Annotated in this window: 15 protein-coding genes; 3 read left to right on the forward strand and 12 right to left on the reverse strand. The window is 72.9% G+C overall.

Annotation, left to right across the window (positions count from 1 at the left end; translation table 11 throughout):
• Positions 1-25: 25 nt before the first annotated feature.
• Positions 26-199, reverse strand: coding sequence for a hypothetical protein (locus QC282_RS20560; protein WP_279550981.1), 174 nt, complete (start codon positions 197-199; stop codon positions 26-28).
• Positions 200-515: 316 nt separating this feature from the next.
• Here QC282_RS20560 and QC282_RS20565 point away from each other — a divergent pair, with 316 nt between their 5' ends.
• Entirely contained in the window at positions 516-965 is a 450-nt protein-coding gene (locus tag QC282_RS20565; protein ID WP_279550982.1) for a hypothetical protein, read from the forward strand.
• A 22-nt stretch (positions 966-987) separates the two neighbouring features.
• Here QC282_RS20565 and QC282_RS20570 read toward each other — a convergent pair whose 3' ends face one another.
• The 7 genes from QC282_RS20570 to QC282_RS20600 all read right to left on the reverse strand — a co-directional run bounded on the left by QC282_RS20570 (position 988) and on the right by QC282_RS20600 (position 12,605).
• A complete protein-coding gene (locus QC282_RS20570) occupies positions 988-2,490 on the reverse strand; it encodes an SDR family NAD(P)-dependent oxidoreductase (protein ID WP_279550983.1) in 1,503 nt (500 codons plus the stop codon).
• A gap of 104 nt (positions 2,491-2,594) precedes the next feature.
• Positions 2,595-3,938, reverse strand: coding sequence for a wax ester/triacylglycerol synthase family O-acyltransferase (locus QC282_RS20575; RefSeq protein WP_279551048.1), 1,344 nt, complete (start codon positions 3,936-3,938; stop codon positions 2,595-2,597).
• 168 nt (positions 3,939-4,106) lie between these two features.
• Entirely contained in the window at positions 4,107-6,437 is a 2,331-nt protein-coding gene (locus tag QC282_RS20580; protein WP_279550984.1) for a GH92 family glycosyl hydrolase, read from the reverse strand.
• On the reverse strand, positions 6,434-9,058 hold the full coding sequence (locus QC282_RS20585; RefSeq protein ID WP_279550985.1) for a PA14 domain-containing protein: 2,625 nt from the start codon (positions 9,056-9,058) through the stop codon (positions 6,434-6,436). Before QC282_RS20585 ends, QC282_RS20580 begins: the two co-directional genes overlap by 4 nt.
• A 237-nt stretch (positions 9,059-9,295) precedes the next feature.
• On the reverse strand, positions 9,296-10,516 hold the full coding sequence (gene glgC, locus QC282_RS20590) for a glucose-1-phosphate adenylyltransferase (protein ID WP_279550986.1): 1,221 nt from the start codon (positions 10,514-10,516) through the stop codon (positions 9,296-9,298).
• A gap of 51 nt (positions 10,517-10,567) precedes the next feature.
• Entirely contained in the window at positions 10,568-11,737 is a 1,170-nt protein-coding gene (glgA, locus tag QC282_RS20595; RefSeq protein WP_279550987.1) for a glycogen synthase, read from the reverse strand.
• Between the two features lie 100 nt (positions 11,738-11,837).
• On the reverse strand, positions 11,838-12,605 hold the full coding sequence (locus QC282_RS20600; protein ID WP_279550988.1) for a (2Fe-2S)-binding protein: 768 nt from the start codon (positions 12,603-12,605) through the stop codon (positions 11,838-11,840).
• A gap of 228 nt (positions 12,606-12,833) precedes the next feature.
• On the opposite strand from QC282_RS20600, the gene QC282_RS20605 reads away from it, so the two are divergent.
• Positions 12,834-13,994, forward strand: coding sequence for a DMT family transporter (locus QC282_RS20605; protein WP_279550989.1), 1,161 nt, complete (start codon positions 12,834-12,836; stop codon positions 13,992-13,994).
• Here the strand turns inward: QC282_RS20605 and QC282_RS20610 are convergent.
• Positions 13,984-15,240: a transglycosylase family protein gene (locus tag QC282_RS20610; protein WP_279550990.1), complete on the reverse strand. Its 1,257-nt coding sequence runs from the start codon at positions 15,238-15,240 to the stop codon at positions 13,984-13,986. The genes QC282_RS20605 and QC282_RS20610 overlap by 11 nt on opposite strands.
• A 317-nt stretch (positions 15,241-15,557) precedes the next feature.
• On the opposite strand from QC282_RS20610, the gene gndA reads away from it, so the two are divergent.
• Positions 15,558-16,997: an NADP-dependent phosphogluconate dehydrogenase gene (gene gndA, locus QC282_RS20615; protein ID WP_279550991.1), complete on the forward strand. Its 1,440-nt coding sequence runs from the start codon at positions 15,558-15,560 to the stop codon at positions 16,995-16,997.
• Between the two features lie 534 nt (positions 16,998-17,531).
• On the opposite strand, the gene QC282_RS20620 is transcribed toward gndA, so the two are convergent.
• From QC282_RS20620 to panD, 3 genes are read right to left on the reverse strand one after another with little or no spacing between them, the layout of a single operon-like run.
• Positions 17,532-18,176: an aspartate/glutamate racemase family protein gene (locus tag QC282_RS20620; protein WP_279550992.1), complete on the reverse strand. Its 645-nt coding sequence runs from the start codon at positions 18,174-18,176 to the stop codon at positions 17,532-17,534.
• Positions 18,177-18,196: 20 nt separating this feature from the next.
• Positions 18,197-18,541 (reverse strand): GNAT family N-acetyltransferase, encoded by a 345-nt coding sequence (locus QC282_RS20625; RefSeq protein ID WP_279550993.1) that lies wholly within the window; start codon positions 18,539-18,541, stop codon positions 18,197-18,199.
• Between the two features lie 25 nt (positions 18,542-18,566).
• Complete coding sequence (gene panD, locus QC282_RS20630; protein WP_279550994.1) at positions 18,567-18,986, reverse strand: aspartate 1-decarboxylase; 420 nt, start codon at positions 18,984-18,986, stop codon at positions 18,567-18,569.
• Between the last annotated feature and the right edge of the window lie 602 nt (positions 18,987-19,588).

Raw genomic sequence — 19,588 nt, forward strand, 5'->3', positions numbered from 1 at the left:
GCCGGTCGTGATCACGACGGGGGCGTCAGTCCACGCTGGGCAGGATGTGCGGTTCGGCGAGGTCGTCCTCGTAGCCGGCGAGCCGGATGGGGGCGGACCTGGCCCACACGTCGAGGCTGCCGAGCTCGCCGGGGCGGCGTCCCGCGCGTTCCGGGCGTTCCTTGGGGCGTTGCTCGCGAGTCGTCTTCTCCGGTGTCACCGCGCACTCCTTAGGTGTCGGTCACCCTGCCGGATGGCCGTCGACCTACAGACTAACCAAATGAGCGGGGGTCCGCTCGATGGGGCTGAAAACAAGGCGTAACGATCGCGAGTCACCGCGTGACCGGATGGACTGGTTTGTCGCTTCCTGTTAACCGGTGGGCGATTTGGGCGTCATCCGTTCGTCCGATCCGGGCGAACGCGCGCGCGGCACCGCACCGGCCTCCTGCCGCGCAGTTCAGGTCCCGTTGGCTGAGCCGAAAGCTCGCCATGGTCTGCTGCGTGGCGCAACGGCTGACTCGCGGGAGGACTGACGCATGGAGCTGCGCAGCGTCGAGGAGCTGATGGACCTGCTGTACGCGTGCCGGGGCACGCGGGACACCGCGGGCCCGGGCGGCGCCCCGGCCGACCTGCACGACCACGCCCTGCGGACCGCCGCGCTGCTGCGCCGCCGGCGGCCGGCCGACAAGGAGCTCCAGGTGGCCGGCCTGGTGCGGGGCGTCGGCGCCCTGCTGTGGCAGGGCGACGCGGCGACGCGGGCGGAGCGGACCGCGGACGCCGTGCGGGCCCTGCTCGGCGAACGCGTCAGCGGCCTGGTACGCGCCCACGCCTGCCCCGACGCGCCCGCCGACGACGACGTGCTGCGCCTGCGTCAGGCCGGCGAGGAGGGCCGCGTCACCGTGTTCGACGCGGGCGTGCTGGAGGACTGGCGCACCGTGCTGGAGCTGGTGGCTGCCCGCAACTCGCGGCTCGGCGCGGTCGACTGACCGCGCCCGCGGCCCCGCCGGGTCACCACTTGCCGGGCGCGTAGTCCTTCAGGAAGACGCCGTACAGGTCCTCGCCCTGCTCGCCGCGCACGATCGGGTCGTAGACCCGGGCCGCGCCGTCGACCAGGTCGAGCGGAGCGTGGAAGCCTGCCTCGGCGAGGCGCAGCTTGTCGTAGTGGGGACGCTCGTCGGTGATCCAGCCGGTGTCGACCGAGGTCATCAGGATGCGGTCGGTGTCGAACATCTCCTGGGCGCTGGTCCGCGTCACCATGTTCATGGCCGCCTTGGCGGCGTTGGTGTTGGGATGGCCCGCGCCCTTGTAGCCGCGGGCGAACACGCCTTCCATCGCCGAGACGTTGACGACGTAGGCGCGCCCGGCCGACGCCCTGCGCGCGGCCTCGGCCATCGCCGGCCGGAGCTTGCTGATCAGGATGAAGGGTGCCGTGTAGTTGCACAGCTGGGTCTCCAGCAGCTCCACCGGGGAGATCTGCTCGATGGTCTGCACCCAGGTGTTGCTGTCCACGACGTCCGGGAGCAGGCCGCCCGCGTCGATGGCGGTGCCGTCGCGGTGCCGTTCCACGCTGGCGTGCCCGGCGACCAGGGCGAGTTCGGCCACCTGCTGCGCGTCCAGGCCGCTGACGCCGACGGGCAGCGCGGCCAGGCCGTCGACCGCGCCGGAACCGAAGGCACCGATGACGTGGTGGGCGGGCAGTTCACCGGCGGGCAGCGGGGCGCTCTCGCCCTCGACGAGCGCGGCGTAGGCGGAGGGCAGGCGGCGTACGGTCTGGGTGGCGTTGTTGATCAGGATGTCGAGCGGGCCCTGCTCGGCGACCTGGTCGGCCAGGGCGACGGCCTGGGCGGGGTCGCGCAGGTCGATGCCGACGACCTCCAGGCGGTGGATCCAGTCCGCGGAGTCGTCCATGGCCTTGAAGCGGCGGATGGTGTCCTTCGGGAACCGGGTGGTGATCGTGGTGTGCGCGCCGTCGCGCAGCAGCCGCAGCGCGATGTACATGCCGATCTTGGCGCGCCCGCCGGTGAGCAGGGCGCGCTTGCCGGTGAGGTCGGCACGGGCGTCGCGGCGGGCGCGGTTCTCGTCGGCGCACTTCTGGCAGAGCTGGTGGTAGAAGTAGTCGACCTCGACGTACCGCGTCTTGCACACGTAGCAGGAGCGGGGCCGCTGGAGCACCCCCGCGATCTGTCCGGCCGAGACGCGGGAGGACGGCAGGATGCCCTCGGTCTCGTCGTCGATGCGCTCGGCGGAACCGGTCGCGGTGGCCTCGGTGACCGCCCGGTCGTGCGCGGTCTTGGCGGCGCGGCGCTCCTGGCGGCGGCGCTGCTTGACCGTGCGGTAGATGTGCGAGGTCGCCCGGCGCACCTTGATCGCGTCGGGGTGGTCGACGTCCAGCTTGTCGAGTTCCTCCAGCACACCGAGGCAGATCGCCAGCCGTTCGGGGTCGATGCCGGGGCCGTACGGCTCCTGGGGCGCCTCGTCCGTGGTCGCCGGGCCGTCGTCTGTCACCGTCATCGCTCTGCCGTTTCCCCTGATCACGCGCGCGGCGCTCCGGTCGCGCCCGCTGTCGAACGGGGGATTTTACTTCAGCGCCGGGCCGCGCCACCACATCCGGTCGGTCAGGGCCCGCAGGCGGTGATCAGCGCCGCCACTTCGTCGGTGACGGCGGCGGCGAGCCGGTCGAGGTCCGGCACGGCCTCCGCGTCGGCGACCAGCCCGTAGTGGACCCGTCCCCGGTACGTCGAGACCGCGACCGCGAGGGACTGGCCGCGGGCCAGGGGCGCGTACGGGAACACCTCGGTGAGCGGGTTGCCTCCGAGCCGCAGGCCGAGGCCGGGCAGGGGCACGCTGGTCACCAGGATGTCGAACCAGAGCCGGGCGGCCTGGCTGACGAGGGGCCCGCCGAGCCGGTGGCCGAGGGCCGGGACGTGGTCGGCGAGCAGTGCGACGGCACCGGCGCCCCGGTGGGGTCCGGCGTCCTTGTTGCGGTCCATGGCGGTGCGGACGGCGGCGAGGCGGGCCAGCGGGTCCGCGTCGCCGACGGGGAGCCGTATCAGGTAGCCGGAGAGCCGGTTGCCCTGTGGGTGGGCGGTGCGCGGGCGGCGCCGGGAGACGGGGATCAGGGCGCGGGGCGCGACGCCCTCGCTGCCGTCGCCGCGCTCGTCGAGCCAGCGGCGCAGGGCGCCCGCGACGACGGCGATCACGACGTCGTTGACGGTGCCGCCGACGGCCTTGCGGACGAGGTGCACGTCGTCGATGTCGACGACCACGCCGGCGGTGCGGCGGGTGCCGGTGGGCCGGGAGGTGAGCGCCGGCGTGGGGCGGGCGGCCAGGGTGGAGCGGGCGACCGAGGCGCCGATGTCGAGGGCGCGGCCGATGTCGGACACGGCGCCGCGCAGCAGCCCCGGCAGCCGCCGCACGTCCGGGAACAGGCCGCGCGGGGGCTCCTGCGGGCGCGGCCGGCGCTCGGGCAGGTCCACCGGGTCGAGGACGGCGGCGGCCAGGGTCAGCGCCCGCAGCCCGTCGGCGAGGGCGTGGTGGAACTTGAACAGCACCGCGAAGGACGTCCCGTCCTCGCCCGGCAGCACGTGCGCCTCCCAGGGCGGCCGGCCGCGCTCCAGCGGGCGCTGCATGAGCCGCCCTGCGGCGGCCTGGAAGTCGCCGGCCGGGGCGTGCAGCCGGACGTGGTCGAGGGGGTCGAAGTCCGGGTCGGGTTCGCGGGCGGCGCCGCCGAACGCGGGCGGGAAGGCCGGCGGCAGGGTGAGCGGCTGCCACACGTCGCGGATGCGCATCCGCAGCCCGGGCACACCGGCCGCGCGGGCCGCGAGCAGGTCGGCGGCGTGCGCGCCCGCGGTGGGCGACGTGGCCGCGAACACGCCGAGCGCGCCGAGGTGCATGGGGTGCTCGGCGGACTCCATGTTCCAGAACGCCAGGTCGAGTGGGGCGAGCAGGTCGGCAGTCAAGGGCATGGCCTCGCGCTTCGACGACGGGTGGACAAGCAGTGAATCCCCCCGGAGCGATTACGGTCAAGCGCGATCATGCTACGCACAGTCAACAGCGGATTGAGTCCCGCCCCTCCGGTCGGCACCGCGGAGTGCGTGGGAGGGGCGGGGTTCAGGGGGCGGGTGCGGTCACTTCAGGGCGGGCGGCGCCGCGTTGGCCCCCGTTCCCCACTCCGACGGGCGCGGGCCGACCGTGAAGTCGAGCACACGGACCGAGCGGAGAGTGTCCGTCGTCAGATACGTCCGGTCGTAGGACACCCCGTCGGTACGGGCCGACTGGACGTAGCGGTCCGTGGCCGAGGTGCCGGGCGCCGTGACGGTCAGGGCGCCGTGCGGGTAGTAGCGGCGGTCGAGGGCGAGGTCGACGCGGTCGAAGACGGGGGTGGACAGGCCCCAGGTGTCGTGGCCGGGCTGGACCGGGAAGACGCCGATCGAGGACAGGACGTTCCAGGCGGACATCGTGCCGAGGTCGTCGTTGCCGGTCATGCCGGTCGGGGTGTCGGTGAACAGGGTGAGCGCCGCGTGCACCACGTCGGTCGTCTTCCAGGGCTGCCCGGTCGACAGGTAGGTGTACGGGGCGATGAGGTCGGGCTCGTTCTGCGGGTTGTACTTGTCGGCGTCGTAGTAGTCGTACGGCCCGTTCACCCACACCTCGCGGGCGGTCTTCGCCGGGTCCTGAAGCAGCCGGTCGTAGGCGAAGAACGAGTCGAGCCGGTCGTTCGCGGCCTGCTTGCCGCCGATGAGGCCGATCATGCCGGGCAGGTCCTGCGGCACGAGCCACTGGTACTGCCAGGAGGTGCCCTCGTGGAAGCCCTCGCTCTGCGCCGGGTCGGCGGGACCGGTGAAGGCGCCGGAGGCGTCGCGGGCGCGGAAGAAGCCGGTCGAGGGGTCGAAGACGTTGCGGTAGCTCTGCGCCCGGGCCGCGTACCGTTCGGCGTCCTGTTCGTGGCCAAGGTCGCGGGCCATCTGCGCGAGCATCGCGTCGGACAGGGCGTACTCCAGGGTGGCGGAGGCGCCGTGGTCGTAGTCGGAGTCGCCCGGCTTGGCGTGCGGGCGGCCCTCGACGTAGGGGGCGAAGCCGTCGGCGAGGTACTCCCGGTTGGCCTCGCGGCCCACGGCCGGGGAGCCGGCGGGCGGCACCCCGTCGGCGTTCTTCCGCAGCGCGCGGTAGGCCCGCTCCTCCCAGCCGTGCAGCAGGCCCTGCTGGTAGGCGTTGGTGAGGAACGGCGTGACCGGGTCGCCGGTCATGATGTTCGTCTCGACCGTGCCGTAGCCCCACTTGGGCAGCCAGCCGCTCTCCTCGTCGATCCTGATGACGGAGATCGCCATGTCGCGGGCCTCGCGGGGCGCGAGCAGGGCGAGGAGCTGGGACTGGGTGCGGTAGGTGTCCCACAGGGACCAGTTCTGGTAGTACGTGAAGTCCCGGGCCCGGTGGATCTTCCGGTCCCAGCCGGTGTAGCGGCCGTCGGCGTCGCTGCCGATGTTGGGCGCGAGGAACGACCGGTACAGGGACGAGTAGAAGGTCCTGCGCAGGGTCTCGTCGCCGCCCCGCACCCGTACGTCGTCCAGGCGGTCCTCCCAGGTGCGCCGGGCCGCCTCGCGCACCGCGTCGAAGGAACGGCCGCCCTCCGCGCGGAGGTTGCCGGCGGCGCCGCGTGCGTCCACGTAGGACAGGGCGGTGGTGGCTTCGACGGTGCGGTCCTCACTGGTGTCGAAGCGGACGTAGGCGCCGTCGCCGCCGGTGCGCGAACCGGCCGTGACCGTGCCGTCGTCCCAGGTGCCGTGCGCGGTGAACGGCCGGTCGAAGCGGGTGATCGTGTAGAGCGTGTACGGCTCGGTGTCCTGGCAGAAGCCGCGGCCCGTGATGGCGGTGCGCACGGTGCGGCTGTCGAGGATCTCCACCGTCGTGTCCACCGTGCGGTGCAGCGACTGGCCCGCGTTGAGCAGGACGTTGGCCTTGTCGGTGGCGGGGAAGGTGTAGCGCTGCACGCCGGTGCGCTCGGACGCGGTGAGTTCCGCCCGTATCCCGGAGGTCAGGCCGACGCGGTAGTAGCCGGGGCTCGCCTCCTCGTCGTCGTGGGAGAACCCGGCGGCGTACTTCGCGTAGTCGGTCTCCGTGACGTCGCCGGTGGTCGGCAGGACGGGCAGGTCGCCGCCGAGGCCGCAGCCGACGCCGGAGAGGTGGACCAGGGAGAAGCCGCGGATGCGGTCGTGGGAGTGGTCGTAGCCGGTGTTGTGGCCGGTGTCCGGGGAGAACTGCACCATGCCGAAGGGCACGGCGGCACCCGGATACGTGTTGCCCTCGTTCTCCGTCCCGATGAACGGGTTCACCAGGTCGGTGAGCCGGGTCTCGGCGGAGCCGGAGGGGGTGTCGGCGGCCCGGGCCGCCGGTGCGGCGAGCAGCATGAGCGCTGCCGCCGCACCGGCCGTGCCCCGGCGCAGGCGCCGGGCGTTTGTCATGACGCGTTTCCTCCGGTGGCCGCGCAGCCCGCGGGCGCCGCCTGTGACGCGTCGCGGATCAGGGCCTGGTGAGCGGCCTTCAGACGTGCGGTGTCGGGCTTGAGCACCTTGCGGTCGTAGGTGAGGAAACCGTTCAACTCGCCCTCGACGTCGGTGATCTGGGTGTAGACGGCGCCGTTGCTGCCCTTGCAGACCAGGGCGCGCACCTCGTCGAGCTTGGTGAGGTAGTCGTCGGTGTAGGTGGCCGGGTCGACGTCGACGTACGACTGCTGCACCGGCCAGGCGTGGCCGGGCACCGCGAGGCCGAGGCCGCCGTACTCGCCGCTGACCAGGGCGCGTTCGCCGTCCGGCCGGGGCGGCAGGGCCGGGCTCGGGTAGCCGTGCTCGTCCATGATGTCGCCGGCGTTGCCGTCCGCCCCGAGGTTCAGGCCGGACTGGTTGTTGACCAGCCGGGTCGGGTCCCAGGCCTTGGCCTGCTCGGCGACGCGGCCGATGTCGTACTGGCCCCAGCCCTCGTTGAAGGTGACCCACATGACGACCGACGGGCTGCTGATGTGCTCGTCGATCATCTCCTTCATCTCCCGCTCGTACTGGGCGCGCGCCTCGGTGGACGGGTTCACGCCGGCGGTCATCGCGGGCATGTCCTGCCACACCAGCAGACCCAGCCTGTCGGCCCAGTAGAACCAGCGGTCGGGCTCGACCTTGATGTGCTTGCGCACCGAGTTGAAGCCGAGCTTCTTGTGCGCCTCCAGGTCGTACGCCAGGGCCTCGTCGGTCGGCGCGGTGTGCAGGCCGTCCGGCCAGAAGCCCTGGTCGAGGGTGGCCATCAGGAAGACCGGCTTGCCGTTGAGCATCGTGCGCGGCACGCCGTCGACCTTCTGAACGGCGATGGACCGCATACCGAAGTAACTGCTCACGCGGTCGCTGCCGACGGTCACCTTCAGGTCGTACAGGAACGGGTCGTCGGGCGACCACAGGCGCGGCTCGTCGATGGTCAGGGTCAGCGGACCGCCGGTGCGGCCGGTGGCGGTGGCCACCCGCTTGCGCCCCTCGTACGCCGTCGCCGTGACCGGTACGCCGTCCCGGACGCCCTTCGCCTCGACGGTGAGGGTCTTCTTCGCGACGTCGGGGATCAGCTTGAGGGAGTCGACGTGGTCGGCGGCGACCGGCTCCATCCACACCGTCTGCCAGATGCCGGAACTCGGCGTGTACCAGATGCCGCTCGGGTCCAGGCGCTGCTTGCCCATCGGCGGGTTCTCGGCGCCGGACGCGTCGGTCGGGTCGTACACGCCGACGATGAGTTCCTGGGTGGAGCCCGGCTTCAGGGCGTCGGTGACGTCGGCGCTGAACTTGTCGTAGCCGCCCTTGTGTTCTGCGACCTTCGTGCCGTTGACGTAGACGACGGACTGCCAGTCGACCGCGCCGAAGTTCAGCTTCAGGCGCTTGCCGGAGCCGATCTTCCAGTCGGCGGGCACCGTGAACGTACGGCGGTACCACATGCGGTCCTCGTGCCGCTCTATGCCGGACAGCTGGGACTCCACCGGGTACGGGACGAGGATGCGCTCGCCGAGCGTCCGGCCCACGGGCGGCTGCTCACCGGCCTCGGCCGCCGCGAACTGCCAGCTGCCGTTGAGGTTGCGCCACTGGGTGCGGGTCAACTGCGGCCGCGGGTACTCCGGGTGGGCGTTGTCCGGCCCCACCTCGTCGGCCCACTTGGTGCGCAGCTGGTACGTCGAGTGGTTGGGGCCGCTGCTCCAGAACGCCTTGACAACGTTGCCGTCCGTTCCGGCGAGGCCGCCCTGGCCGTCGTAGCGGATGTCGGCGGTGCCGCGTGCGGTGCCGGTCTTGTTGCCGACGACGGGCTGTTCGAGCGTGACGAGGAGCGCCTTGGGGTCGGCCGGGTCCTGACGGACGTCTCCGAGCGGCCACTTGGCGCCGCCGATCACCGCTTCGAGGTGGTCGGCCAGACCCGCCGGGGGTGCGGCCAGGGTCTGCGCGAAGTCCAGCTTGAGGGTGCGGCCCGAGCCGAGGACGGTCGCCGCGGTGGCGCCGTCGTAGTCCCAGCCGTCGGGGAGGCGGAACGCCGACTGCGGGACGGGCTCCTTGGCGCCGCCGGGCTCGGTCCAGCGCAGGTGGAGGTTGGAGCCGCCGAAGTGCTCGAAGTACTCGACCTTGACGTCGTAGGCCGTTCCGGCGTTCAACTCCACCGGCTGGGAGGTCTGTTCCCGGTCCCAGTCGTCGACCCAGTGGTCGATGGCGAGCCGCCCGTCGATCCACAGGCGGAAGCCGTTGTCGCCGATCATCGAGAAGGTGTGGGGGCCGGTCTTCTCCGGCACGATCTTGCCGGTCCAGCGCACACTCGCGTCGTCCGAGCGGCCGGTGGCGAACGCGAGGCGCGGCTCCAGGTTGTCGAAGTCGATGTCGCGGTCGAATCCGGTGGCCTTCAGCTCGTGGAAGTCGAAGGCTCCCGGGGCGGACTGCGTGTAGTACTCGCCCTTCAGGCCGTGCACTTCGGCCGCCGGGTCGGCGGCGGACGCGGACGGCGCGGCGGTGAGCCCGGTGAAGCCGAGAGCCGCGGCGAGCAGGAGCGCGAGTCTGGTTCTGAGTCGTCTGGCGCGCACGGATCCTCCGTGTTGGGGGTTGGCGGAAGGTGGCGTTTTCAGAGGCACGCGGTGGGGGGTTGCGGCGCTGCGCGAGATGCTTTGTGTTCGATGTTGGTCGGTACAACGTTGTCACAACGGGCAGTTGGCATGACAACACGGATTCCGCTTGCCGTCCAGGGACCCGACACGCCACAGCGCGAAGTCCCGCCCTTGACATGGACGGGACTCTCCTGGGTTCGTTCGCGCGCGAGCGGGTTACGGCACCCGCTGGCCCTTGCCGAGGGCGATCACGCCCCCCTTGGACACCGTGTAGAGCGCGGCGTCCCGTTCGGGATTGACGCCGATCGTCGCGCCCGGCGGCACCTCGACGTTCTTGTCCAGGACCGCGCCGCGCACCACCGCGCCGCGCCCGATGTGCACGTTGTCGTGCAGCACCGACCCCTGCACGACCGCGCCCGGATCGACCACGACACCCGGCGAGAGCACCGATCTGGTCACCTGACCGCGGATCAGGCAGCCCGCGCTGACGATGGACTCGCTCGCGATGCCGCCCGCGTTGAAGCGGGCCGGCGACAGCTGGGACGAGTGCGTGTAGATCGGCCAGCTGCGGTTGTAGAGGTTGAACGCGGGCCGCTCCGCGATCAGGTCCATGTGGGCGTCGTAGTAAGCGTCGAGGGTTCCGACGTCCCGCCAGTAGCCCTGGTCGCGGCTGGTCTCGCCCGGCACGTGGTTGGCGCTGAAGTCGTACAGCCCGGCCTCGCCGCGGTCGGTGAGCTGCGGCAGGATCGAACCGCCCATGTCGTGCAGCGAGTTCTCGTCCTCGGCGTCCCGCTGCAGCGCCTCCAGGAGGGCCTTGGTCGTGAAGATGTAGTTGCCCATCGACGCGAACACGCACTCCGGGTCGTCCGCGAGGCCCGGCGGGTCGGCGGGCTTCTCCAGGAACCGCTCCACGGTCTGCCCGTCCGAGCCCGGCGTGATCACGCCGAACGCCGACGACTCCGTGCGCGGCACCCGGATCCCGGCGACCGTCACGCCCGCGCCGCTCTCGATGTGCTGGGCGAGCATCTGGCGCGGGTCCATGCGGTACACGTGGTCGGCGCCGAACACCGCCACGTACTCGGGCCGCTCGTCGTAGATCAGGTTCAGCGACTGCAGGATCGCGTCGGCGCTGCCCAGGTACCAGCGCGGGCCGAGGCGCTGCTGGGCCGGGACCGGGGTGACGTAGTTGCCGAGCAGGCTCGACATGCGCCACGTGGTGGTGATGTGCCGGTCCAGCGAGTGCGACTTGTACTGCGTCAGCACGCAGATGCGCAGGACGTCGCCGTTGACGAGGTTCGACAGCACGAAGTCCACCAGGCGGTAGGTCCCGCCGAAGGTGACCGCGGGTTTCGCCCGGTCCGCGGTCAGGGGCATCAGGCGTTTGCCCTCTCCGCCCGCCAGCACGATGCCGAGCACCGAAGGACCACCACGACGCATGGCCGCTCCCCTCACCCTGGTTGCCCCATGCCTGCCCGTGAGCCGGGCGGGCTAAGCCTGTCCGAGGATCTCCCGGTAGAGCCGCACCGTGCGGCGGGCCACCGCGTCCCAGCCGAACTCCTCCACCGCGCGCTCCCGTCCCGTCTCGCCCATCCGCCGGGCCTTGTCCGGGTCGCCGAGCACCGCGTCCAGCGCCCGGGCGAGGCCCGCCTCGAAGGCGTCGTCGGACTCGTCCGCCGAGACGAGTACCCCGGTCACGCCGTCCTCCACGACCTCGGGGATGCCGCCGACCCGGGACGCCACGACGGGCGTGCCGCAGGCCATCGCCTCCAGGTTCACGATGCCGAGGGGCTCGTACACCGAGGGGCAGACGAACACGGCCGCGTGCGTCAGCAGCTGGATGACCTCCGTGCGCGGCAGCATCCGCGGGATCCAGTGGACCCCGTCGCGGGCCCGGCTCAGCTCCTCGTACAGCTCGCGGAACTCGCGGTCGATCTCGGGGGTGTCGGGCGCGCCGGCGCACAGCACCACCTGCGCGGCCGGGTCGATGTCCCGCACGGCGCGCAGCAGGTGGGGCACGCCCTTCTGGCGGGTGATGCGGCCGACGAACAGGACGTACGGGCGGGACCGGTCGAGGCCGATCCGGTCGAGCGCGTCGGTGCCGTGGTCGGGCCGGTACAGGGCGGTGTCGATGCCGTTGTGCACGACGTGGACGCGGGCCGGGTCCAGCGCCGGGTAGCAGCCGAGGATGTCCTCGCGCATGGCGCCGGAGACCGCGATGACGGCGTCGGCGGACTCGATCGCGGTGCGCTCGGCCCAGCCGGACAGGACGTAGCCGCCGCCGAGCTGCTCGGCCTTCCAGGGGCGCAGCGGCTCCAGGGAGTGGGCGGTCATCACGTGCGGGATGCCGTACAGCAGCTTGCCCAGGTGTCCGGCGAGGTTGGCGTACCAAGTGTGGGAGTGGACGAGGTCGCTGCCCTCGAGCGCGGCCGTCATCGCGAGGTCCACGGAGAAGGTGCGCAGCGCGTCGTTGGCGGTGTCCAGCGCGGGCCACGGCCGGTGCCGCAGCACGCCCGTCGCGTCCAGGGATCCGCCCTCGCCCCAGCAGTGCACGGCCAGGTCCACCAGCGGCCGCAGCTCGCGGGCGAGGAATTCCACGTGGACGCCCGCGCCGCCGTACACGTCCGGCGGGTACTCCCGGGTCAGCAGTCCGACTCGCACCCGCAACCCCTTGTCGTCGCCGCACGGTCTACGTTCCTGGCCACTTCATGGTCACCCAGATGCGGCGCGGGGGGAAGGGTGCGGGAGTGACGGCCGGGGGTTACCCGGGGTCGCGCGGGGGCCGCGTGAAGCAGCAGTCGCCGCACACGCCGCCGGACGGGACGCGGTAGTAGAGGCAGCAGCTGCGGCGGCGGAAGGCCGTGCCGGTGAGGGTGCCGGCGGTGGCCAGCAGAGGGTGGCGCAGCAGTCCGGCGGCGAGGGCCCGGGACCGGGCGGCGGTGTCCGTACGGCCGTGGCGGCGGGCCCAGCGGTCCAGTTCGCGGGCGGCACCGGCGAGGGCGGAGGCCGCGTTGCCCCACAGCAGGCCCGCCGCGAGGTGGTGGCGGGCGCGCACGGCCGCGTTCAGCGGCGCGAGGTGACCGTCGAGGACGGCCTCGGCGAGCGTGGAGGCGCCGCCCGGCAGCGGCCGCACCTCCGCCAGCCACAGGTCGTCGGGCGCGCCGCCGTCGGGGTCCCAGCGCAGCAGCCCCGGGTCGAGGTCGGGGACGGCGCCGTAGAGGGCGGCGCAGCCGAGGGCCACCGACCACAGCCGCGCCGCGAGGCCCTGCTGGGCGACGGACGCCGCGACGCGCGGCTCGGGAGTCCGCAGCGCGGCGCCGACCCTGCGGACGCGGGCGGCGAGCGGGTCGTCGCGGTGAACGTCCGGCGGTCCGGCCGCGTAGGTCCGGGCGAGCGTGGGGAGAGGACGTCCGGGAGCGTGGGCGGGGTCCGCGAAGGTGCGCAGAACGAAGAAGCCGCCGGGGCCGTGCAGGGCGGCGAGCGAGGGATCGAGGCGGAGGGCCTGGCGGGGGGCGAAGTCGGGGTCCACGAGGTGCAGTGGTACCAGGCCCCCTGGGGGACATCCCCCGGGGACCTGGCGCGTTCGGCACCCACCCTGGGGAGGACGGCGCCCGATTCGTACTCCATCGGCAGTAGGAGCCATTGACCCCTCAGGGACGACGACGGGAAGAAGCGGACACGGCATCGTGTTCTTCATGGCAGACGACCCTTCGCCGCGCCGGGCCCCGCGCCCCCACCTCACGCAGAGGAGCAGCCGATGAGCGCCCTCGCGTTGTCCGTGCTCCTCTCACTCGTGTCCGCCGTCGCCTACGCGGGCGGCGCGATCGTGCAGGAGCGGGTCGCGGTGTCCTCCCCCGGCCAGACCTTCGCGCCGCTGCGCCGGCCGGGCTGGTGGGCGGCGGTCGGGCTCAACGGCACGGGCGGTCTGCTGCACGTCGTCGCCCTCGCCTACGGTCCGCTGAGCCTCGTCCAGCCGCTGGGCGCGCTCACCATCGTCTTCGCGCTGCCGATGGCGGCGCTGTTCGTGCGTCGCAAGGCCGGAGCCACCGCGTGGCGGGGCGCCATCATGGCGACCGTCGGCCTCGCGGGGCTGCTGTCCCTGGTCGGCACGGCCGACGCGCAGTCGCTCGACACCGCCCAGCGGGTGGGCGTCGGCATCGTCACCGCCGGCGTCGTCGTGGGGCTGATGATCGCGGCCCGCGCCGCGCACCGCCACCCGGCGGTGCGCAGTGTGCTGCTGGCGATCGGCTCCGGTATCGCCTTCGGCATGTCCTCGGTGTTCACCAAGACGGTCGCCGTCGACTGGACCGGCGGGGTGTCGGCCGGTGACCTGCCGTCCCTGGCCGCGATCGGCGTCTTCGCGACGGCGGGCCTGCTGCTGTCGCAGGCGGCCTACCGGGGCGCGGGCCTCGCGGCCCCGCTGGCCACGCTGACGGTCGTGAACCCGGTGGTGGCCGCCGCGGTGGGCATCACGATGTTCGGCGAGACCTTCCGGTACGGCACCACGGGCACGGCGCTCGCGTTGAGCTGCGGTGTCGTGGCGGCGGGCGGTCTGATCCTGCTGACCACGGAGCGGATCGCGCACACCGAGGGCGTGGAGGCGGGGTCCGTGCCGGGGACCGTGGACGAGAAGGAGCCGGTTCCCGCGTCCGCCGGGCGGCTGCCGGTGGCCGCCGGGCAGGTGCCCGCGGCCGAACTCCTCCCGGCGTCCGCCGAAGACCTGCCCGACCTGCTCCCGGACCAGCCCGAGCCGCTCGGCGCGCTGCGCGAGGAGGCCCTCGTACCGGCGCCCGGACCGGCCGCGGAGGACGACGCGGACGACGAGGACGGCCCGCGCTACTGCACGCCGTTCTACGGCAGTCCGTGGGTGCCGGTCGTGCCCGTGGCCGACCGGCACCGCGTACGCGTCAAATCCTGACGCCGCCGGCCCGGAGATACGCCACCGGGTCGATGTCGCTGCCGAAGCCGGGCCCCGTCCGCACCTCGAAGTGCAGATGCGGGCCCGAACTGTTGCCCGTCGACCCCGAGCGGGCGATGCGCTGGCCCGCGCCCACCGTCTGCCCGGCGCGCACCGAGATCGCCGACAGGTGGGCGTACTGGCTGTAGCGGCCGTCGTCGTGCCGGATGACGACCTGGTAGCCGTACGAGCCGCCCCAGCCCGCGCTGACGACCCGGCCGGCGGCGACCGACTTCACCGACGTCCCGGTCGGGACGGGGAAGTCGACACCGGTGTGGTAGCCCTTCGACCAGGAGGAACCCGCCTGGTGGTACGGCGTGCCGAGGGCGGCGTTGACCGGGGCGACGACGGACTGACCGGTTCCTGCCTTGCGGTCCGCCCGCTCGGGCGACGCCTTCTTCCGGCTGTCCTTGGGAGCGGCCTCCCGGGTGTCCTTCCTGGTTTCCTTCCGCGTGTCCTGCGCGCTGTCCTCGGCGGGCGGCTCGGGCTTGGGCTTGGCCGGGGCGTGCCGGGTGTCCGACTCGCGGGACTCGGAGGGCTTGGCGCTCCGCTTCGGCGGGGCCTCGGCCGCACCGGCGCGCAGCGACAGCCGCTGCCCCGGCAGGATCAGGTCCGGGTCGGACCCGAGGGTCTCGCGGTTGGCGGCGTAGAGCCTCTGCCAGCCGCCCTCGACCCGCCGCTCCTCGGCGATGCCGGAGAGGGTGTCGCCGCGGACCACCGTGTACATCTCGGTGCGGCCCGCCCGGGACTGCGGCGTGGTCTGCGGCCGCACGTCCACCTGGGCCGGCTTCTCCCGGACGCCGGCGGGGCGGACGTCGGGCGCGTCGCCGCCCCGGGTGAGCCCGGCCCGCTCGGAGCACGCCGGCCAGGCACCCGGCCCCTGGCCGTCCAGCACCTTCTCGGCGACGGCGATCTGCTGGTCCCTGGTGGCCAGGTCCGCGCGCGGCGCGTACGCCGTGCCGCCGTAGGCCTCCCATGTGGCCTGGGTGAACTGGAGCCCGCCGTAGAAACCGTTGCCGGTGTTGATGTCCCAGTCGTTGGCCGACTCGCATGCGGCGACCTTGTCCCAGGTGTCCATGTCGGCGGCCTGGGCGGCGCCGGTACCGATGAGCGGGAGGGCCATTCCGGCGCCGCCCGCCGTGACGGTGAGTGAGGCGCGGTTGATCCTGTTCGGCTGATACCGGCGGTGCCGGCCGCGCACGGCCATGAAGCCCCCCATCGACATGCGTCAGGAGGGGCAAAAGTAAGCGGCTCGAACATGCCGTGACAAGGCGGCAATCGGCCTACCGTTCACGCCAAGTGGCCGGGAATCCGCCTTTGTTGGCGAGGCCTGTGCCGGGCTGCGCTGAGGCTCCGGGGCCTCCCCGTCCGTACTGGATCGCGCGGGGACCGGCCGTGATCGTGCGGTGGACGTACCGGCGCGTCACGATGGTCGGAGCGGCAATACTGACGCGCACGACCGGCACCAGCTTTCGCAGGGTCCGCAGGGCCTGCCGGAACTTCCCGGAACTAGGAGCAGGCGGTATGAGCACTACAGCGCAGATCGGCGTCACGGGCCTCGCGGTCATGGGCCGCAACCTGGCCCGGAACTTCGCCCGCAACGGCTACACGGTGGCCGTGCACAACCGCACGTCCTCGCGCACGCGCGCGTTGGTGGAGGAGTTCGGGAGCGAGGGCGAGTTCGTCGCGGCCGAGACCGCCGAGGAGTTCGTGGCGGCGCTGGAGCGCCCGCGGCGCCTGGTCGTCATGGTGAAGGCCGGCGAGCCGACGGACGCGGTGATCCGGGAGTTCGCGCCGCTGCTGGAGCCCGGCGACATGATCATCGACGGCGGCAACGCGCACTTCGCGGACACCCGGCGCCGGGAGCGCGAACTGCGCGAGCAGGGCATCCACTTCGTCGGCACCGGCATCTCCGGCGGCGAGGAGGGCGCGCTGCACGGCCCGAGCATCATGCCGGGCGGCTCGAAGGAGTCGTACGAGTCGCTGGGCCCGATGCTGGAGAAGATCTCCGCGAAGGCGGCGGACGGCGCCCCGTGCGTCACGCACGTCGGCCCGGACGGCGCCGGCCACTTCGTGAAGATGGTCCACAACGGCATCGAGTACGCCGACATGCAGCTGATCGGCGAGGCGTACCAGCTGCTGCGCGACGTCGCCGGGTACTCCCCCGCCGAGATCGCGGACATCTTCCGCACCTGGAACACCGGCCGGCTCGACTCGTACCTGATCGAGATCACGGCCGAGGTGCTGTCGCACGTGGACGCGGCGACGGGCAAGCCGTTCGTGGACGTGGTGCTGGACCGGGCCGAGCAGAAGGGCACCGGCCGCTGGACCGTCCAGATCGCACTCGACCTGGGCGTTCCGGTCTCGGGCATCGCGGAGGCGGTCTTCGCCCGCTCGCTGTCCGGGCACGCGGCACTGCGGGAGGCCTCACGGGGCCTGGCGGGCCCCAAGGCGTCGCCGCTGGGCAAGGAGGAGGCGGGCGCGTTCGCGGACCGGGTGGAGCAGGCGCTGTACGCCTCGAAGATCGTGTCGTACACCCAGGGCTTCCACGAGATCGCCGCGGGCAGCGAGGAGTACGGCTGGGACATCGACCTCGGCGCGGTCTCCTCCATCTGGCGCGGCGGCTGCATCATCCGCGCCGCGTTCCTGGACCGCATCCGCGCGGCCTACGACGCCCGGCCCGGTCTGCCGAGCCTGCTCGCGGACGAGACGTTCGCGCGGGAGATCGCCGACGCCCAGGACGACTGGCGCGAGGTCCTGATCGCCGCGACCCGCCAGGGCGTGCCGACCCCCGGCTTCGCGGCGGCCCTGGCCTACTACGACGCCCTGCGCGCCGAACACCTCCCGGCGGCCCTCACCCAGGGCCAGCGCGACTTCTTCGGCGCGCACACGTACCGCCGCGTCGACCGCGAGGGCTCGTTCCACACGCTGTGGGGCGGGGACCGGTCGGAGGTGTCGGAGTAGGGCGCGGGCGCGAGGCCGCCGCCCCGGCCCCCCGCCTCGCCCCCACCGCCTGTGCCGGGCTCGCCCGCCGCGCCCGGCCGACCGGTGCCGGGCTCGGCCACCGCGCCCGGTCACCGCACGACGGGCGGCCGTCCGTTCAGCTCAGCGGCGGTCCCGGTTCCGGGTTCGGTACCGGCTCCGGGCCGGGCGGAATGGGTGACGGGTCGGGGTCCGGGACTGGGCCAGGACCAGGGCCTGGACCCGGACCAGGGCCAGGGCCAGGCGTGGGGCCCGGCTGCGGTGGGCCCGGCTGCGGTGGTGGCGGGGTGGGCTCCGGGCCGGGTGGTGGTTCGGGGGTCGGGACCGGGTTGGGCCCGGGCTGCGGGTCCTTCGGGTCCGGGCCCGGGGTGGGCCCCGGTGGGACGGGGTCCGGGAACGGGTTCGTCATCGTGTCCTCCAGCCAGTCGGACGACGTCGGCTCTGGACTACTCCCCCGCCTACCCGGCGGCGGCGCGGCCAGTCACACGACGGCATGACACACGGGGGCCCACTGGGCTACTGCCGCAGCGCCACCCGCGCGCCGGCCTCGAGGCCTCGGCGAGGGCTGGAGAGCACTGGCACGGAGGTGGTCGTCAGCCGCTCGGCCGGGGCCATGGAGGCCTGGGCGAGGACGATCGCGTCGGCGTCGGCGGTGCCGATCGCGTCGGCGGCGTTCGCGACGAGGCGCGCGCAGCGCTCGGTGTCGCCGGCCTCGAAGGCACGCCAGGCGTCGCCCAGGACCCGCGTCCGTACCTCGACGGGACGACCGGCGCGGGCGGCCTCCTCCTCGACGAGGGTCACCGTCGGCCCGAGTGTGCTCTCCAGGGTGGCGAGGACGGCGACGCGCGGCCCGAGGGCGACCGCGGCGGCGGCCGTCGGACGGTCGACGCGCAGCACGGGCACGCCGGCGTCGTCGGCGCCGGCCTCCGCGACACCGCCGAGGGTGGAGCAGGTGCACAGGACGGCACGCGCGCCGTCGGCGACGGCCTGCCGCAGGGCGGTCCGGACGTCGTCCGCGACAGCCGCCGCCCCGTCGCGGCGGGCGCGGTCCAGCAGTCGGGGCAGGACGACGTGCCGCAGTTCCAGGCCGGGGTGGTCCTGGTCGCGGAGGGCGTCGAAGACGGGGACGTGGACGGGTGAGGTGTGCAGCAGGGCGAGCATCGCCGGGCCGCCCGCCGGGCTCAGAACCGGTCCGGGTGGGTCTTGAGCCAGTCCTTCGCCGCGCGCAGCAGCTCGGGATCGGCGGCCGGGGCCTCGTCGGGGTGCCGTTCGGCCCACTTGACGACGTAGGGGCACAGCGGGGCGACGGGGACGTCCTCACGCCGCGCGGTGGCGTAGAGCTCGCGGGCGAGGGAGCCGGCGATGCCCTGTCCCTCGTGGGCGGGCTCGACGATGGTGTGGACGGGGACGAGGGCGCGCCCCGGCGACTCGAGGACGAAGTACTCGACGCGGCCGACGACCTCGTCGCCGGTCACCGCCTCCAGGCGGCCCGCCGCCCGGTCGTCGCGGATCTCGATGTCGCGCATGGGCACGCTCCTCGCGCTGCGTCGGTCAGGCCGTGACGGCCTGGGGGCTGCGTTCCTGGTCCGAGCCCGGAACCGGCTCGGACGGGTCGGCGCCCAGCGCCACGATGCGGTTGTCGCGGTCCACGTGGACGACCCGGGGTTCGAGCGCCCGCGCCTCGGCGTCGGTCACCTGAGCGTAGCTGATGATGATCACCAGGTCGCCGGGGTGGACGAGGTGGGCGGCGGCGCCGTTGATCCCGACGACCCCGGACCCGCGCTCGCCCTCGATGACGTACGTCTCCAGGCGGGCGCCGTTGGTGATGTCGACGATGTGCACGAGCTCACCGGGCAGCAGGTCGGCGGCGTCGAGCAGATCCGCGTCGATGGTGACCGATCCCACGTAGTGCAGGTCGGCCTGGGTGACGGTGGCGCGATGGATCTTGGACTTGAACATGGTACGCAACATCGGGGCACTCCCACGAGTAGGCTCCCTGCCTGCGTTTTTGCAGGTCAAGGGCTGCTTCAGCACCTCACAGCGAGTCGCACGTTCGGGCAGCTTTCCCCAGGTTTTCAGGACTCGTGCTGACCGAATGCCGACTTTTCTGATGGGACATCAGACGTCGAGAAGGGCGCTCGCGGCGTCCTCACGCCCCGTGCCACCCGTCAGTGACGGCCGCAATCAGCGTACGCAACAGGCACCGAAGACTCTCGTGACGATCGCCACAGCAGGGTGTACCTACCTGACCAACAGGTCGATCAAGGTCCGTCGCCGATCCGGCGGCGCGCAACACAGCCGCTCATCGCACCCCACGGCCAGCGGATCGTCCTCGGAGTCGACGGATCCCACCACTGCACCCGCGACACGGCCGCACACCCGACACCCCCAAGTACGCGGAGATGACGGCCGGCGACCGGGACCTCAAGCTCCGGGGCCACGAGGTCTACCGCTCCGGGCACGACGAACTCCGCGACGAAACCTCGGCCCATACCCTCCTGGGCAGCTTCCTCCCCAAGCCTTTCCAGCGCTACGGAATGGGTACTTCTGGGAGGGCCATGTGCAGTTCGCCT

The sequence above is a fragment of the Streptomyces sp. DH24 genome, from assembly GCF_029813775.1.
Taxonomy (GTDB): domain Bacteria; phylum Actinomycetota; class Actinomycetes; order Streptomycetales; family Streptomycetaceae; genus Streptomyces.